The organism is Marinagarivorans cellulosilyticus (assembly GCF_021655555.1).
Taxonomy (GTDB): Bacteria; Pseudomonadota; Gammaproteobacteria; order Pseudomonadales; family Cellvibrionaceae; genus Marinagarivorans; species Marinagarivorans cellulosilyticus.
This window is the reverse complement of record NZ_AP023086.1, coordinates 5,237,236-5,253,551: the sequence shown is the minus strand read 5'-3', so window position 1 is coordinate 5,253,551 and position 16,316 is coordinate 5,237,236. Positions and strand designations below refer to the sequence as shown.

Sequence of the window (16,316 nt, the reverse complement as noted above, 5' to 3'; positions counted from 1 at the left end):
GAGGAATTTACCATGCAGCCAACGGATATCAGGGTTTTTATCCCCACCCAAGACTATCAAGAATCACAGGCGTTTTATCAGGCGCTGGGTTTTGCGATGGATGTTGCCAGCGATAAGCTGTCGATCTTTTCGCTAGGTGAATGTACTTTTTTTCTACAAGACTACTTTGATCCGGCACTCGCCTCCAACTTGATGTTGCAGCTAATTGTTAGCGACATTGATGATGCCTTTGAAACGATCAAAAGCATCTCAAGCCCTAACGTAAAATACCAACCCATCAAGCAGGAACCCTGGGGTAAAGTGGTTTATTTATGGGGGCCGGCGGGAGAGCTTTGGCATATTACGCAGTTAAACGGGGGATAAACGCTTCTGTTACATCGTCGCAAAAAAACACCATATTCTTGAGTTTTAAAAAGGGCGTTAAGTAAGCTTTTTGGGCAAGGTGGCTTATGCACGTTTCTTCTAAGCTCCAAAATGCCAAGGTGCGGCTGTTTGATTGCTCAAAGCTATACTGCAATACCGGCACGATGAGCTGATCCAGCGCAATAGTTGTTCGGTACGCTTTGGCAATGCCAAGGTCGTGAATATAAGTAGCGCTATGATCGATTTTGTTTTTCAGCGCGCTACGTAGATCAAATTCTTGAGCGTCGTTATCCCGAAAGTATTTGATGGTGCTAATGTGTTGATAAATCGCATTAACGTCTAAATGCTGCACCCAGCAAAAGCCAATAACATCAAGCGGTGTTAAGCAAAGCCGCAAGGCACAATTGCCACGCAGCTCGGCGTGTAATTTTTGGTTTACCTCTTGCTCGCTATAGTCTTCACACCAAGTGTCGTCTTCGCCAAATATCGTGCGATAACAACGAATCAGCTTTTGTAAAACCGCTGCATCTTGCGCGAGTTCTGCGTAACTAAAATAGTCTTTAAAGTAAATGGCCGGGTTGTTTTGGCTGCTGTGCATAAGTGTATCCTTCAGGTTTTTAGCGATTTATTGTCATGGGAGGGGCTTTGGGTTTATTCAGCGCTTGCCTAGCAATAATGGGCGCAGTGCTTTTTGTCGTGATTTGGCAAAACCGCAGCGTTCAACGGGGGTTTTAGGGTTTTGGTAGGTGCCAAATAGCATGTCCCAAATGACGAGGTCGGTGTAGTTGTGGGCATGGTGGCCGCTTTTATGGTGTAAGCGGTGCATGGCGGGTGTTTGAAATACAAAGCCAACCCAGCGTGGTATGCGGATATTGGCGTGGATAAGAAATCCCGCGAGCCCAGTAATGAGTGTGTAAATTGCGGCAGCAGAGGCGTCGGCGCCTACGATGAAATATAAAATCGTATTGCTAATCAGTAGGTTAGCTATAAGGTCCAGCGGGTGAATGTAATAGGCTGTTAGTGTTTCGATCTGTTCTGGGCTGTGGTGCAACTGGTGAAACCAGCGCCAGCAAAAGCTATTACTGTGCCGTAAGCGGTGCCACCAATACACCACGAAGGTAAAAATAACGTAAGCCAGTAGCGCGGTGGCGAATGGGGCATTTTGCAGTTCTAGTTGAATGCCCACGGCTTCTAAAAGCCCTCGGTTTACGATGACTTCGTTCGTTTGCAGTAAGCTCAAACCTGTATCCACAGCGTAAAAAACCGCCATATTGCTTGAGTTAATGAGCAGTGCGCGCTGGTACCAGTTGCGGCGTTCGGCAGAAGTATTGTTATCTCGGTGGGCAGGCGCCGAGCGTTCGATTAAAAACAGAATAAGCGCTGCGCTGTAAAGCAATGCCAAGCAAAGTAATAGCATAATGGTGGTCCCAGCAAAGTGATGTGTTGGTCACTATCATTCCACCGGTGGCTCACAATGTGGTGCCTTTTAAAAATATGTACTGTAATTCGACCTGTTGTGGTCTGGAATTCGAGCCATGAATGCCGAAAAACTATTGTTAACACTTAAGCAGCAGCTTAAACATAAAGGCTTTACATACTTGCAGGTGGGCCAGCACTTGGGGATCTCTAGCTCCAGCGTGAAGCGCTGCTTTGCAGATAAAAGCTTTAGCTTGCAGCGTATAGAGCAGTTATGTGAATTACTGGGGTTGGATTTACTGCAGCTGATGCAGCTTGCTGCCGAGCCGAGCGTGCAGTTGTCAGAGTTAAGTTGGCAGCAAGAGCAGCAATTGGTGGATAACCCTCGTTTGTTATTAGTGGGGGTGTGTTTACTGAATCGGTGCTCCTTCGACGACATCTACCAAAAGTACGAATACGAGCACGCCGAACTTATTGGTTTTTTTGTGGTTTTTGATCGGTTTGGGGTGATTGAGCTGTTGGCGAATAATCGTTATCGGTTAAAAATATCACCTAATTTCACATGGCATGCAAACGGTCCTATCCAAAAGTTTTTTGCCAGCTCGGTATTGGATAATTTCTTACGTGCGGCACCGCAAAATGAAGCATCGAGTACGCGCTTTTTATGGGCTATGTTATGCCCAGAATCGTGCCGCGAATTGAGCCGTAAAATTAACCACTTGATAGAAGACTATCTTTTGTTATCTGACAAAGACAAAAAATTACCCATGAAAGAAAAGCGCAGCAGTAGTTTAATGTTAGCGTTTAATGACAACTGGGAGCCGGATATATTTCAGGCTTTGCAGCGAAAGCCAAAAGAATCAGCGCGGGGAGAATTATGAAATTTGGTATGCAGGCGATACTCACGGCGGTGCCCAACGAAGGGAATGCGTTAGCCAAAATAATGTTAGAGGCCGCGAGTATTGTGGCACCTGTGAAAGGTTGCGAGCGATACATTGTGCAGCAATCGTTAACCGATGATACTAAAATATTGATCACTGAAGTGTGGGCAAGCCAAGAGGACCATCAAGCCTCTTTATCCAATGAGCAAGTTCAGGCTTTAATTGCTAGAGCAAAACCTATTATTGCGACTATGGAGTACCACCCGGCTCAGTTTTTGGGTGGCTACGGCTGTTAATAACAAAGGAGTTTCCTACCGATGAAAAAATCTGGCGTTATCTTGCTGTCTTTTTTGTCCCTTACGAGCTTGAACAGTACTGCAGCCCCTATAGAAGCAACGGGGCCAAGCCTTACATTAGGTAAAACATCGTTACCGGGTACGCAAGTTCATGCGCTGCACAACCCGGCAAGTGGCGCTTATATGCGCGCAACCTATACCGGTAAACGCCGGTTTTTAGGTGGCGCTAGTTTAAGTGCGGGTGTGGAATATGGTGATATTGATGATTTATTTGCTCTGATTGATGATTTAGCCAAGCGTATTGATAAAGACGAGCCAAGTAGTGGTGGGCCGTCTGAGCCGATAGAGCCACCCACTGAACCACCTACAGAACCGCCTAACCCGGGTGGCCCAATTGGCTGGCTACCGCCGGACTTTGATATTAACGACCCTGATGTCCAAGCGGCTATTGAACGTTTAAAAAGTGAGCTTAGTGTGGGGGCGGCACTGGTCGCTTTTGTGGGTGTTGAGGGTTATAGCCGTATAAATAGCAGCCTCGATTTCCCGTTACTAATTAATCAAGATATTTGGGGTGGCAGCCTTGCTTTGCGTTTATCTGCGCATCTTCAAGGTGGCGCTATTGGCATAGCCGATCCTTTCGATTTCGACGAAGATCAAGCCTTGGCGGCACTAGAAGAGATCAAATTGCTAACCCCAGATTCGCCAGAAACAACGTTTGATTTAAGTGCTGGGCTCAGCCTTACGGTAAACCCCGCAGAGCAAAAATTGGATGTTACGTGGGATAACGATAGTACCCTGTTAACCAAAGGTTCTCGTACATACGAATTGGCCGCAAGTTATAGCCGAGCACTAGCTCCCTCGGAAAAGGGGCAGTGGTATGTGGGGGTGACACCGCGTTTACTGCGCATAGGTATGAGCAACGTGGCCAGGCGCATTGGTGACCTTTCAGATACCGAAGCTTTTTTTAATGATATTGCCAACCGCAAGCTTGAGTACAGCTATGGTTTAACAGCAGATGTGGGCGCGTTATGGGTTGGGCAGCACTATCGAGCAGGGGTGACGGTAAAAAACCTTTACCCTAGCAAGTTTGAGTACCCTAATTTGCAATATGGCAAAATTGATCGCCCACAAGTACTCGATCAATTAGAGCGGTCGCGGGATTATCAATTAGATACTCAAGCCCGTTTAGAGGGCAGTTGGTTTAATACTGGGCAGCAATGGCAGGTTAATGGCACGTTAGATACAAACGCAGCACAAGATGCCATGGGTGATTTGAACCAGTGGTTAAGCCTGAGTGTGCAATACAAGCCTAGCATCAGCTGGTTGCCAGCTATTCGCGCTGGCCACCATCGCAATTTAAAAGGTACACGCCTTAACTATGGTGCAGTGGGTGCCACATTGTTTAAGTACTTTGATCTAGACCTTGGTTTTACATTAGATAGCGTATCTATTCAAAGCAATGACTTACCACGTGGCTTTAACTTGAACTTAGGTTTTACCTACGGCATTTAAGGGGTAAGGAACCTAGTTCCCCTTTTACTTTTAACACGTACAAAAAAGGGCCTTTCGGCCCTTTGGTTTTATCAAGACAACAGCTTTAATTTGATTCGTTTAAAGCTTCTTTAACCCCTTCGTAAGCAGGTTTAGCTTGTAGGTTGTCGTTGAACAGCAACGGACAACCGACAATATCATCTCGACCACCGCCAGAAATGGTTTTAAACCAGCTATCGGAATCGGAAATTCCCCATACCGTAATACCACCGCGCAATTCAGCCGGAACAACTTCGTAGTAGGCTTTAACAATGTCTTTGTAACGCGCTTTTTGTATTGCTAGTGCCTGCGTATCGCTACAGCTTTTAACGGCATCAGCTTCGTAGGACCAGCCAGGTGCATAAGGGTTATTAACGCGAACATCTAACTCAGTAATTTTGATTTTAAGGCCGTAGTTCAAGTCCAATACTTTCTGCCAGGAGGCTTTAATATTCGCAATAGAAGCGTAATCAGGTAGCACGTGCATTTGGAAGCCAACGCCGTCTATGGGAACATTTTTACTGTTTAGGTCTTTGAGCAATGCAATAAGGCTATCGGTTTTTGCACCGTTTTCTTCAGTGTTAAAGTCGTTGTAGTACAGGTCTGCATCGGTGACTTTATCGGCCTCTCTAAAGGCCAGCTCGATATAACCAGCACCCATACCCTCATAGTGTGCAGAGCGACGATAGTTAACGCCATTCACAACATCGCCGCCAGTTTGATAGCGACAATCGCTGTAAGAGCCTTCGTCATTGGTATCAAATAGTGCTTCATTCACAACATCCCAGCTCACGATGGTATCGGTATGCTGGCTTGCAACGCCGCGAATGTGGTTGGTTAGTGATTGTTGGTATGCCGTACCCGTTTGGTCGTTAGCCCAGCTAGGCAGCTGATAACAAGGGTGCCAAACCAAGGTGTGCCCGTGAATTGTGGTGTTATTATTTTTGGCCCAAGTGGCTAGCCGGTCGGCCTGTTGGTTACTGTAGTTAGAGCCAGACCAATAGCTCATTTTCATGTTGTTTTCGGCAGTCACCTGATTAAAGTTATCGCGTACAATTTGGACCCGGGCTGACGAATTTAAGGTATCTTTGCTACCGCCTTCCAAGTTCACCTCTACCCCGATTGGGATATTGGCCAAATCTTTTAAGCCGCTGCCTGCCGGTGGAGGGGTAACAACAGGCTCGTCTTCAACCTCGCCTGCTACGACAAAATTATCCACATAAAAGCTTACGTTGTCAGAGCCGTCTTCGGCTTCAATAATAAATGATTCAAAATCAGTAGCGCCATCAGGGACATAAGTACCAACCAGTAATGTCCAACCATTTGCGGTAACGTTTTCGCTGGCAACGCCTGAGTATTCTAGGTAGGTATCGGTATCGGCATCATCAACGCGCTTGCCGGTAATTTTTAAAATAGTCTCAGGTTCGCCTGCTGCGAGCTTTACCCATGCGGCAACTTCGTACATATTGCCTGCTGTTAATCGGCCTACGTTAAAGGTTGCGCCGTGCCAGTAATCACCGCGGTCTGTCACTAATAACGATGCATTACCCGCATAGTTATCGGCAGTAGTACGCGCTATTTGAGCATCACCGCGTGTACCCCAATTGGCTGTGCCATTTTCAACATCACCATTTTCTGCGAAGTTATTGCTGGGAATGTCGTAGCTGGGCATGCTCGAAGCGCTAGAGGAGCTAGGTGCAATAGAAGAAACACTCGACGCGCTAAGTGGCACTGACGATGACGAAGAAACAACCGTAGCAGATGAGCTACTAGATGTTACAGTAATGCTGCTTGAAGACGGTGCGGTGTTTGTACTAGAGGCAGTGCTTGAAGATGACGAGGTCGGCGCGCCTGTACAAGCAGTTAAACCTGCAATAATCAATGCCAAACTGCTATAACGCTTAACAGCCTGTTGCATGGCGGGAGTGTTGTTGAGCATAGTCGGTTCTCTTTAATTTTCGGAGTATCACAGCCAGTGCCAAAGGTAAAAACGCTTGGCACTGCAGGGCGGGGTTGCTTATCGAGGGGGTGTATTGATGCACGCAAAGGTCACCAAAGTACAAGCCGTTAAGAACAACCTCACCTAACGTAGAATCGTACGGCCTAATTTAAAGGGAAAAACCTGTTAAATGGTATTAAATAAATTATTAATGCGGCTTAAAAGCGTGAGTCTGATCATATTTTGAGTAAATAGTTAAATGCCTATTTAAAGGTCAGAAAGACATTAATACAAAATTGATTAAATGCTTTTCCTTTTTTAACAATATCTTTGTTGGTTACTATCAACGCAGGCTTGGTGACGCTATAGGCTTTAACTTATTAAAGCTAACAAAATACACATTATGGAGGCCAAGGGTGACTCAACAATTTAAGCATGGCCTTCTACTGGCGGTTTTTACCTATGCCGTTTGGGGCTTATTTCCGCTGTACTTTAAGTTACTGGCAGGTATGCCTGCGGATGAAATTGTTGTGCACCGCATTATTTGGTCTGCGTTTTTTACTGTTGTTTTGTTGCTGGCTGTCCAGCGGCTAAAGGGGGTGCGGCATTCGCTGTGTGACATTCGCTTGTTAGGTAGGCTTGCGCTAAGCGCAATGTTGTTACTTGCCAATTGGCTAATTTTTATTTATGCCACACTCGCCGATGATGTATTACAGCTAAGCTTGGGGTATTACATTAACCCGCTATTTAATATGCTATTTGGGTTTATTTTATTTAAAGAGCGAACACATCGCATGGGAATAATTGCCATCGGTTTAGTTTTTACCGGCTTGGCAATACAGTTTGCGCAGGTCGATAAATTCCCTATTTTGGCCGTTTTGGTTGCTTTAGTCTTTAGTTTGTATGGTGTTGTGCGCAAGGGGCTTAAAGTGGATGCCCTAACGGGCTTGTTTATAGAAACCTTAATATTGCTGATTCCTGGGCTTATTTATCTTTTCTGTTTTACATCACAGCAAAGTATTACCGCTATCGAGCACAGTTATTATTGGTTAATTGTGTTGGTATTAGCGGGCCCTATTACAAGTATCCCGCTTATTACGTTCAGTGCAGCTGTAACGCGTATCCCTTACTACCTGATGGGCTTTTGCCAATATATCACCCCAACAATGATGTTTGCGTTTGCCATATTCCTTTACCATGAAACCTGGAACCGTTTAGATATTGTAACGTTTATGTTTGTATGGGCGGGTATTATTTGTATGGTAATCGGCACTTGGCAGGCCAATAAAAAGCCCATTAACCTTGCCGGTAAGTAACAAAAGCAAATTCACTGCTATCAGGTGACCACGAAGGCACATTAATAGTCCCTTGCCCGCCAAAGAATGGTTCTGTAATAGCGCTGACGGTTTGGCTGGCAATATCCATTATAAATAGCTGTACATCTCGACCAAATGGGTGGCCTTGTATTTGATCTTCTAGGTAGCGCAAAAATACAACTTTTTTGCCGTCAGGTGATGGGTGGGGAAACCAATCAGAGCCTGTCGATTCGACCATCTGTGTATGCTCAGTTCCGTTGGCTAACATGCGCCAAATTTGCATGCGCCCAGAGGCAAAAGAATTGTAATAAATGTACTTACCATCATGGCTGTAATCGGGCCCATCATCCAAGCCTGGTCCAAACGTTAGCTGTGTTTCTTCGCCACCATAAACGGAAATCGAGTAAATTTTAAAGTCTTGCCCATCACGCCCTGCAACATAGGCTAATTGATTTCCATCTGGTGACCAACCATGCCAATACGAAGGGAAATTTTGCGTCACTCGAAAAGGCGTGCCGCCGTTAATTGGCAAAGTATAAATTACCGATTGTTCATCGCATTCGCCTGAGTGATGGCTAATTACAATACGCTTTCCACCTGGAGATATACCGTGGTCGTTATTACAGCGATTAGCAAACTCGGTATTTATGGTATGCAGCGATGCATTGTTATCAGCCCCACTAACAGGTAGGCGATACAGTAGTCCATTTTTGTTAATAATTAAAAACTGACCGTCGCGACTCCAATTAGGTGCCTCGTAAATACCCTGCCCCTCAAAAATGGTTCGCCGCTCCCCCGTTGCCATAGACAATACTTCGATAACACTGGTAATAGAAGAAGGTGTACTCGGCATAATGTGACCTATTGTGTTGGTATGAGGAAGATATAGCTGCACAGGTTTTGTTGCATGCTGCGGTTATAATAAGGCAGCGTGATAAAAATTTCACTGTTGTGCAAGGGTTAAAATTTACTGCAGGTAACTAAACCTTAACGTTGCATTAACTTTTGGCCCAGGATCGCTTCGCAGCTTCTGTAGCAGCATTTCTAGCGTCGTACTCAATTTTTGTGGATCTCACCTAGAGTGACTAGTATTAATCAAAAAATCTCCGTTCGAAGCTATAAATACCACTCTAAAAACTCCTGGACAGAAAACCTAATGCAACGCTAGGGTAAATAGACAAAAAAGCTAATAAATGCGGCTTTGATTAAATACCCCTGCGAAAACCCAATACCTAGCTACGCTTGCAAGCTAATGGAGTGCTTACTGAATCTTAGCGGTAGTACTGTTTGGAATAGTTTGGCCATTTTTATGGTAATTCTTTGTATTCATATTTATCGATAAGAACATCTAAAAGTTAGTTTGTTCAAAAATTTATTTTTTAATTAAAAAGGAATTTTCAATCGCTGTTATATCCTATGCTGGCATCGTAAATTAATGATTGGGTAGATTATGAGAAAAATAGATTTTAAAGTTCGTGGATTTAGTTTGATAGAAATAATGGTGGTAGTGATAATTTTGGGGTTGATGTTAGGTGTTGTTGTGCCTGCTTTAATAAGCAAAATACGGGATGGCGAAGTTGCTCGTATTAAATCCGATTTTAGCAATATAAAAACGGCGCTGCGAACATACGAAATGGATAATTACAGCATGCCCACCACGGAGCAAGGGTTGGATGCGCTAGCCTCTAAAACAGACATCGCCCCTCTACCCCGTAAATGGCCAAAACGTGGATATTTAGAACGCTTGCCAAAAGACCCGTGGGAGCGCCCGTATATTTATATTCTTGATGGAGATGATTTTCAATTGTATAGCTTAGGGAGAGATGGCCAAGAAGGTGGTGCTGGGCCTGATAAAGACTTCTTCTATCGTGATATTTTTTAATGGGGTAACTCAAATTTTCGCGCATAAGTGCTACTCAGGAAAGTGGACCGCACACACAAAATAGAAAAATTTGAGTGTGTGCGGTCCACTTTCCGGCGGTTTAAATGGGACGATGCTTATAATGAGATAGCTTGGGTTGTATTAAACGGTAAGGTTATAAGTAGGGTGGAATTGGAAGCTAAACCTTGAACCTAGAGGCGGTAATTCAAATAAGATTGATTAATCTAGGGCATGATTTTTATGGTAAGTTGCTAATACGAAGTACCCTCTATATGTATCACTTTTATCACTTTATTCATATAAAAACCAAGTAGGTTTCTGATGTTAAAAAACCAATTTCCGCTCTCGCTCTTTATGTTGACTTGTTTAGGCGGCCTTAATGCTTGTGGTGATAGTGATAGCTCGCCTAGCGATTTAGCGCTAAAACACGAGTCATCACTGACTAACCATGAACCAGTGGGCTCGCTAATGCCTAGGGGCCTAGCTAGCAATTCTGGGATTTGGCGAGTGACTAGAGAGTATCAAGATAGTATTAGGGACATTACCGGTGGTCTCGATACTAATGCTATCGAGCTTTATGATTCTTCTACTGGTAGTTATATACCCCTAGAGCATACTCGAAGTTATATTCGTGATACTTATTCACGCGATGTATCCATTTTGACCATAGAGCATGAGAGTACTACGCAAACCCAAAGCATATTTTGTTTCGGCCAAGATAACTGCGCAACAACGCAGGATGAATTCGAGCAACAACGAAGCCTATTTATACTTGGTGAACGATCAACAAGATGGTGTGAGCAAGGCATCACAGAAACCGTTATTGCTATCGACCCAACAAGCTATCGCATTGAAGCCAACTGCAGCGATCATTGGGGGGCGACAGTACTGTTTGAACATATATCCGATGACCCTGCAGGCTCTCTCGGCCGGTTGGCCTTTAACGCTGCTCTTTATACACCGCTTGATACCTATATGGGTATTTCCGGTAGTTTTAATAGCTCGAGAATTGAAGTTGTTAGCGGTGGTGCAATAGATTACAGCGTTTACGAAAGCTACACTATTCATGCGCCTTATAGTGACGACGAACTGACTCTACGCATAACCGCTGAAGTGGAAACGCCAGATCAAGATTTTAAAATTTTCGAAACCGGTCGGCACTATAATTTTTTGGGGCAAGGGGCAGAGCTAGAAGGCAGCACTGTTTTGTTATCCATAACATGGACGTCAGATGCTTTTGCCGATGACAGCATGAGTCACAATATTTTAGCAACTTACGAAGGCACCTTAGAGGTCGTTAGTGCAGACGATTATTCTGCACATATTGTTATTGATGCTATAACGTCAGGCGGCACACCCATATACACAGAGCTTGTATTAGATTTGTATTGAGCTGGTGATAGCTGTTTTTCCCATATTGATGATTATCAGGCCACAGCAAAATAAGCCCAATAACAAAGCCACTTGGGCGCCCAAGCTTTGAATGGCTAGAGCAGGTGTGCACCAGGAGAGCGATAGGCTTCAGGTGGCTGTAAGGAAGCGGTTATCCACAAGCCTTATTTAGCGAGTGTTAACTCTGGCTGGACCAAAAAGGCAGAATCAGCGGCCACCTTCATAGCCCCGCATCTACAAAATTTTTACAGGATTATGGCCATTATTTTAAACAAAACCCACAAAATCGGATTGGCCAATTGCTAAGCAAGGTAGCTGCCTCCGCAAGCCGTTTCGTTGCGTTACAGCGGATAATTAGTCCACCCACATCACTCGCACTTACCAATAAAGAAGGAGGAGTGCGAATCTCTTCGCTCCTCTTTTGCCTTCTGAATACCAAACTCGTGATTGAACTACCTGCCCTAGCGCCAAATGCTGCATGCGCCGGATAAACATCGGCGGTTATTTGCCCTTCGAATGCGCTTTTGGCGCCGCTAGTCGATAGTACACTTTTGAATGTATGGAGGCTCTTCTCCGCTTTAGTGAGGTGATCTAGTGGCTTCCATAGAACATGGATTGCTCGTCAGGCATCGATGATTGCCTTATTTTTAGCTTGAAGTACTCGGTATCCTTGATGCCTCTTGCTCGCTTGCGAATCATGCCAATGCTGACATTGCCGGCTTCAATTCTGGCGCTAGTCAGCCCGTGTTTTCCGTAGTTACAAATGCCTACGCTATGCTTCCTTAGTGACTTTGCAAATTTCTTGAGATAGAGCATATTCGTCTGTTCCGCGATGTCGCACCACTGCTCCAATGCATTCATCATGGCGTCATAATTCCCTGCATTCCACAAAGCTTGGAGCTGCTCTTTGAGTATATAAAGTGTATTGATATTGGAATTATTTTCGAGCAATGTCTGGAGTTTATTGGCTTGTTTATCATTTAACTTGTCGGCATTTTTTAACAACAGGTAGTGGGTACCTTTAAGCTGCTCTTTGCCTGCGCGATCCGCCTTTCTGAACTCGATCCTACGCTGATTGCTCATGGCTTTACTGTAGTTTTGCATCACATGAAACCGATCGAAAACAATGTCAGCATTAGGCAAGCATTCGCGTACCGATTTTTGATAGGCTGGCCCCATATCCATGGCTACCGCCTCTATGTTTTCAGCGGTTTGTGCTGGTAAGCGCTTTAGAAACGCTGTCAACACCTCGGCTTTACGGCCTGTCTCAACGCCAATTAAATGACCGGATTCCATGTCATAAATCACCGTCATATAATCATGGCCTTTGGCTCTAGCGACTTCATCGACCCCAAGATATTTTAAGTCAATTAATTTTTCAGGATTAAGTGCAGGCAACGTTTTCTCTAGGTGAAATTTATCCATATTTTTCACCGTTTCCCATCGTAGCTTTAGGTGCCGACTGACCGTGCTGATACTCATATGGCGACACAATCCGCTCACCAACTGGCAAAATCTTTGAGTATAGCGATTGCCTGTATCGACAAATTCGCAAGCCTCCATTAGACGCCTACCGCAAGTCGTCACAACTTGAGCGAGCTCAACTTCCAAATAGCACTCGAAGCCACACAAAGGGACATCACGGATCGTTCTGCGCAAGTATCGGTTGATGTTGGCCGCCTCATTACTTGACGGGTCAATCGCTCTATAACGACGGTCTCGCTTGCAGTGTATAGTCAATCTTTGCAGGGCCAAGTCATGCTGAACTTGTTTGACACGCTGACCAGGAAGGCTCAAAATTTTGCTGGAGATGTTAAGGCTCATATATTCGTTTAAGTGTAGTGGCGTGAGAACCTTACATTTCAACGGATATGGCGGGTCTTAGCATCTCTTTTTACCTCACTAAAGCGGAGAAGACCCTGTATGGATCGTCCTTTATAGCCTAAACGCAATAAGGGGGTCCCCCCAAGACAAACGCCCCCACCTCAAAACGATGAAACTAGGGCGAATTAACTAAAACTATTCGACAAATAAGTAAAAAAATTCGCAAAACCCCCGTTTTCTTGAAGGCGGTCACTGTTCAGATTGTGGTTTTGCCCCAGCATCCACTGCACACAACAAAACATAAATGGCGGAAAAGTCACCAACTCTTGGCTTATGGGTACCCAGCGGCAGCTGGTTTACTGGCAAAAAAGCCTGCGCCATCAGAAATTGTCTCGCTTAAATTCCAATAGAAAGGAACGGTACTATGCACTTAAAACGGTATCAAAAACCCTGTTCGGCCGACCTTGGCCGAGCTTTTAAAATTGGGGGGCTGCTGCTTGGATCACTAGCGCTTTTTGCTTGTGACGGTGCGCCGCAACCTGGCTCTAGTTCTAGTGACGTTGTCGTTAGCTCAAGCGTTGTTCCCACTAGTTCTAGCGCTGCAACCACAAGTTCTGCCACGGCTGTGTCGAGCGAGGCACCCTCCAGCTCTAGCGTTGCGATTGTATCGAGTAGCTCGCAGGGTAACCCTACCGCCAATAGCTTGTTGTCTGATGGTTCTTTTACACAGGGCTTGGCCCAGTTCGCAACACCTAACTTGGTGAATGCCACCTTGTCTTGGGATACAGGCTATTTGGATTTTGCTATTAGCGCAGCCTCTACTCAAACGTGGGAAGTTGAGCTTGTGCACCCAGTTAGCGTGCAAACAAACGCCAACTATACTTTGTGTTTTGATGCCAAAACCGATGGCAATGCGCGCGATATTTTGTTCCATATTGATGGCGGCGAAGATTCTAACTGGGCCATTATTAGCGGCGCCAACAGCGAATTACGCGCCTTATCGGGCAGTTGGAATAGCTACCAACAAACCATGATGGTTTCCAGTGACGATGCGACAGCTAGGGTGCAATTCCTATTGGGCACCAGTAACGTGAATGTCCAGCTCGACAACATTGGCCTTTACTTGGGTACTGAGTGTGGTCAGTCCGGCACTATGCCGCCTAGCTCACAAGCATCGTCCTCTAGTGCCCCTGCGGCATCTTCATCAAGTTCCGCAACAACTGAAGGCAATGCAACGCTAGGGCAAACCTTGTTCGAAAGCGATCCAAGCCTAGTGTGTAGTGCTTGTCATGGCGCTAGCGATTTCAGCGTTAATGCGGGCAACCGTAATCAGGTGATTCAACGCATCTTCCTAGACATGCCGCCTAGCAATAATCCACAAGCCGATTGTGACTTGCAGTGCGCTACCGATATTGTCGCCTTCCTTGAAGCCCAAGGTGGTCAGCAGTCTTCATCGACGAATAGTTCTACAGGATCAGAAGACTTAGCCCACATAGAAGGCAAAACGATTTTTGAGGAACAGTGCCAACGTTGTCACGATGGTGAAAGAACAGCGGGTGTATTCCAAGATGGCCTGTACGACGAAGCTATGGAAAGCCTAGCGGCGAAAGGCATCTATACCGCCAATGCGTTAAGCGACTACATTGCCGCAAGCATGCCTTTAGGTGGTGCAGCTTCGTGTGGCGAAGTGTGCGCCGATAAAGTGACTGAATACATTGTTAGCTGGCATGTACTGCCCATTAACCCGCAATTTGCCGATGCTACCTTGCCGCGCAGCCAGCCAGAGCGCAAAGCACTAAGCTGCTCGCAGCCCGAAAGCTACGGCGAGCGTTTAGTCAGGTTGCTTACGCGTGAAGAATACGCCAATACCGTACGCGACTTGTTTGGCTATACCGATAATTCCTTAGGCAGTTACTTACCCCAAGACGATGCCAAGGGTAAATTTATCAACAACAAAGACATTACCCTACGTACCGATATTGAGTATGACGGCGTTGTGCAGCTGGCCGAAACCATTGCTCAATGGTCTAAAGATTCCAACTTCAACTGGCTTAGCTGTGGCAACCTCGACGAAACTTGCGCCCAGCGTTTAGTGAACGAGTACGGCACTTACATTTTCCGCCGGCCGCTCACCAATGCCGAGAAGAACGGCACTAACGATGTGCCCGGTTATTTAGCTATCGCCCGCGGTGAATATACCGATGGTGACGTAGCGCAGGGTATGCAAGTGGCGTTGGCGGCAATGTTGTCTTCGCCGCAGTTCTTGTATCGCCATGAAATAGGCCAAGACGCCAACGGTGCTTTTGCGTTGTCTTCTTACGAAATGGCAACATTCCTGAGCTATACCTTTACCCGCTCTACCCCGCAGCCAGGCAGTAGTCTGTGGTTAGCCGCCGAGAACAACCGCTTAAACTCAGCCGATAGCATTCGCCAAGAAGCCAGCAAACTACTGGAAACCGATGCGGCGAAAGCCATATTGGGCGAGTTTGTACACGACTGGTTGAGCACACGCGATGTATTGGCAACGCAAAAAGACCCAGCCCAGTTTGGCAACTTTGACGACATCGCAGCCGACATGGTGACCGAGCTAAGCTTACTGTTCCAAAACATTATGTTGGACGACAACGCCAGCTTTGCCGACTTGTACGCACCGGGCAAAACCTATGTTAATAGCCGCTTAGCACAGCATTACGGCATTAACGCCCCAGGTGGCAATAGCTTCCAAGCAGTAGCGCCGGCTAACCGTGGTGGCTTATTACTGAGTGGGGCTTTCCTTGCGAACCGTGGTGACTTTGCCGAGGCTTCGCCGGTGCGCAGGGCCACTTATATTCGCCGCGATATGTTGTGCCAGTACATGCCGCCACCGCCGGCCGGTGTCAGCACCAGCCGCGAAGAGAAAAAAGGCAGCTTAGAGGCCTTCTTGAATGACGAGCGCACTACCAACCGCGATACCTTCCACCGCTTAACCGAAGGCACGCCTTGTGTGGAATGTCATGCTGAGCTAATTAACCCGCTGGGCTTTGGTTTAGAGGATTACGACACGGCAGGCCGCTTCCGCACCGTGGATAACGCCGGTAATCCGATCAATGCTTCAGGTGCTTTCTTCTCGCCCTTTATGGAGCTGCACTTCTTTGGCGATAGCAACCGTAGCACCGAGCACTACCCCTTTAATGGCGGCCAAGAGCTGGCAACCATGTTGGCAACCGGTGAAGCTTCTGGGTTGGCTAAATCGTGTTTAGCCATGCAGTTTTACAACTACGCGACCGGCATAATGGTTGATTCCATCACAGAGGCAGATGGCCCGTTAACTGAAAACCTCGAGCAGCAAGAGCGTGACGGCTACGGCTGTGATGTGAACGATATGGTGGGCGAAATGAACCAGAGTAGCCCTAGGTCGATGCTAGAAGCTATAGGTACTCTAGACTCAATTCGTTTCCGTAAGGCCTGGAGCCGATAACGGCGCCCCCAAAGAATTGA

General features: G+C 46.1%; 14 protein-coding genes. 9 read left to right on the top strand and 5 right to left on the bottom strand.

Annotation, left to right across the window (positions count from 1 at the left end; genetic code table 11):
• Positions 1-12 precede the first annotated feature (12 nt).
• On the top strand, positions 13-363 hold the full coding sequence (locus tag MARGE09_RS21315; RefSeq protein WP_236985195.1) for a VOC family protein: 351 nt from the start codon (positions 13-15) through the stop codon (positions 361-363).
• Here the strand turns inward: MARGE09_RS21315 and MARGE09_RS21310 are convergent.
• Entirely contained in the window at positions 341-961 is a 621-nt protein-coding gene (locus MARGE09_RS21310; RefSeq protein ID WP_236985194.1) for a hypothetical protein, read from the bottom strand. The two genes, MARGE09_RS21315 and MARGE09_RS21310, sit on opposite strands and share 23 nt — an antisense overlap.
• A gap of 57 nt (positions 962-1,018) precedes the next feature.
• Entirely contained in the window at positions 1,019-1,780 is a 762-nt protein-coding gene (locus tag MARGE09_RS21305) for a sterol desaturase family protein (protein ID WP_236985193.1), read from the bottom strand.
• Positions 1,781-1,898: 118 nt separating this feature from the next.
• Between MARGE09_RS21305 and MARGE09_RS21300 the strand changes: the two genes are divergently transcribed.
• The 3 genes from MARGE09_RS21300 to traF are packed head-to-tail and all read left to right on the top strand — an operon-like array spanning position 1,899 to position 4,468.
• Positions 1,899-2,660 carry a helix-turn-helix domain-containing protein gene (locus MARGE09_RS21300; RefSeq protein WP_236985192.1) on the top strand — a complete coding sequence of 254 codons (762 nt, stop codon included), beginning with the start codon at positions 1,899-1,901 and terminating at the stop codon, positions 2,658-2,660.
• Positions 2,657-2,956 carry a putative quinol monooxygenase gene (locus tag MARGE09_RS21295; RefSeq protein WP_236985191.1) on the top strand — a complete coding sequence of 100 codons (300 nt, stop codon included), beginning with the start codon at positions 2,657-2,659 and terminating at the stop codon, positions 2,954-2,956. Before MARGE09_RS21300 ends, MARGE09_RS21295 begins: the two co-directional genes overlap by 4 nt.
• Before the next feature lie 21 nt (positions 2,957-2,977).
• Positions 2,978-4,468 (top strand): conjugal transfer protein TraF, encoded by a 1,491-nt coding sequence (traF, locus tag MARGE09_RS21290; RefSeq protein WP_236985190.1) that lies wholly within the window; start codon positions 2,978-2,980, stop codon positions 4,466-4,468.
• An 85-nt stretch (positions 4,469-4,553) separates the two neighbouring features.
• On the opposite strand, the gene MARGE09_RS21285 is transcribed toward traF, so the two are convergent.
• Positions 4,554-6,158 carry an endo-1,4-beta-xylanase gene (locus MARGE09_RS21285; RefSeq protein ID WP_236985189.1) on the bottom strand — a complete coding sequence of 535 codons (1,605 nt, stop codon included), beginning with the start codon at positions 6,156-6,158 and terminating at the stop codon, positions 4,554-4,556.
• Between MARGE09_RS21285 and MARGE09_RS21280 the strand changes: the two genes are divergently transcribed.
• A complete protein-coding gene (locus tag MARGE09_RS21280) occupies positions 6,157-6,384 on the top strand; it encodes a hypothetical protein (RefSeq protein ID WP_236985188.1) in 228 nt (75 codons plus the stop codon). The genes MARGE09_RS21285 and MARGE09_RS21280 overlap by 2 nt on opposite strands.
• Before the next feature lie 457 nt (positions 6,385-6,841).
• A complete protein-coding gene (rarD, locus tag MARGE09_RS21275) occupies positions 6,842-7,741 on the top strand; it encodes an EamA family transporter RarD (protein WP_236985187.1) in 900 nt (299 codons plus the stop codon).
• Here rarD and MARGE09_RS21270 read toward each other — a convergent pair.
• Positions 7,722-8,594, bottom strand: coding sequence for a TolB family protein (locus MARGE09_RS21270; protein ID WP_236985186.1), 873 nt, complete (start codon positions 8,592-8,594; stop codon positions 7,722-7,724). The genes rarD and MARGE09_RS21270 overlap by 20 nt on opposite strands.
• Positions 8,595-9,191: 597 nt before the next feature.
• Here MARGE09_RS21270 and gspG point away from each other — a divergent pair.
• Positions 9,192-9,623 carry a type II secretion system major pseudopilin GspG gene (gspG, locus tag MARGE09_RS21265; protein WP_236985185.1) on the top strand — a complete coding sequence of 144 codons (432 nt, stop codon included), beginning with the start codon at positions 9,192-9,194 and terminating at the stop codon, positions 9,621-9,623.
• Between the two features lie 321 nt (positions 9,624-9,944).
• Complete coding sequence (locus tag MARGE09_RS21260) at positions 9,945-11,015, top strand: hypothetical protein (RefSeq protein WP_236985184.1); 1,071 nt, start codon at positions 9,945-9,947, stop codon at positions 11,013-11,015.
• A 591-nt stretch (positions 11,016-11,606) separates the two neighbouring features.
• Here MARGE09_RS21260 and MARGE09_RS21255 read toward each other — a convergent pair.
• A complete protein-coding gene (locus MARGE09_RS21255; protein ID WP_236981837.1) occupies positions 11,607-12,839 on the bottom strand; it encodes an ISL3 family transposase in 1,233 nt (410 codons plus the stop codon).
• Between the two features lie 424 nt (positions 12,840-13,263).
• Between MARGE09_RS21255 and MARGE09_RS21250 the strand changes: the two genes are divergently transcribed.
• Positions 13,264-16,296: a DUF1592 domain-containing protein gene (locus MARGE09_RS21250; protein WP_236985183.1), complete on the top strand. Its 3,033-nt coding sequence runs from the start codon at positions 13,264-13,266 to the stop codon at positions 16,294-16,296.
• The last annotated feature ends 20 nt before the right edge of the window (positions 16,297-16,316 follow it).

Excerpts from the sequence above, each read along its gene's own strand:
- MARGE09_RS21300 (WP_236985192.1), top strand. The coding sequence starts at position 1,899 with ATGAATGCCGAAAAACTATTGTTAACACTTAAGCAGCAGCTTAAACAT.
- MARGE09_RS21270 (WP_236985186.1), bottom strand. The coding sequence starts at position 8,594 with ATGCCGAGTACACCTTCTTCTATTACCAGTGTTATCGAAGTATTGTCT.
- gspG (WP_236985185.1), top strand. The coding sequence starts at position 9,192 with ATGAGAAAAATAGATTTTAAAGTTCGTGGATTTAGTTTGATAGAAATA.
- MARGE09_RS21280 (WP_236985188.1), top strand. The coding sequence starts at position 6,157 with ATGCTCGAAGCGCTAGAGGAGCTAGGTGCAATAGAAGAAACACTCGAC.
- traF (WP_236985190.1), top strand. The coding sequence starts at position 2,978 with ATGAAAAAATCTGGCGTTATCTTGCTGTCTTTTTTGTCCCTTACGAGC.
- MARGE09_RS21250 (WP_236985183.1), top strand. The coding sequence starts at position 13,264 with ATGCACTTAAAACGGTATCAAAAACCCTGTTCGGCCGACCTTGGCCGA.
- MARGE09_RS21310 (WP_236985194.1), bottom strand. The coding sequence starts at position 961 with ATGCACAGCAGCCAAAACAACCCGGCCATTTACTTTAAAGACTATTTT.
- MARGE09_RS21305 (WP_236985193.1), bottom strand. The coding sequence starts at position 1,780 with ATGCTATTACTTTGCTTGGCATTGCTTTACAGCGCAGCGCTTATTCTG.
- MARGE09_RS21260 (WP_236985184.1), top strand. The coding sequence starts at position 9,945 with ATGTTAAAAAACCAATTTCCGCTCTCGCTCTTTATGTTGACTTGTTTA.
- MARGE09_RS21295 (WP_236985191.1), top strand. The coding sequence starts at position 2,657 with ATGAAATTTGGTATGCAGGCGATACTCACGGCGGTGCCCAACGAAGGG.
- MARGE09_RS21255 (WP_236981837.1), bottom strand. The coding sequence starts at position 12,839 with ATGAGCCTTAACATCTCCAGCAAAATTTTGAGCCTTCCTGGTCAGCGT.
- MARGE09_RS21285 (WP_236985189.1), bottom strand. The coding sequence starts at position 6,158 with ATGCCCAGCTACGACATTCCCAGCAATAACTTCGCAGAAAATGGTGAT.
- MARGE09_RS21315 (WP_236985195.1), top strand. The coding sequence starts at position 13 with ATGCAGCCAACGGATATCAGGGTTTTTATCCCCACCCAAGACTATCAA.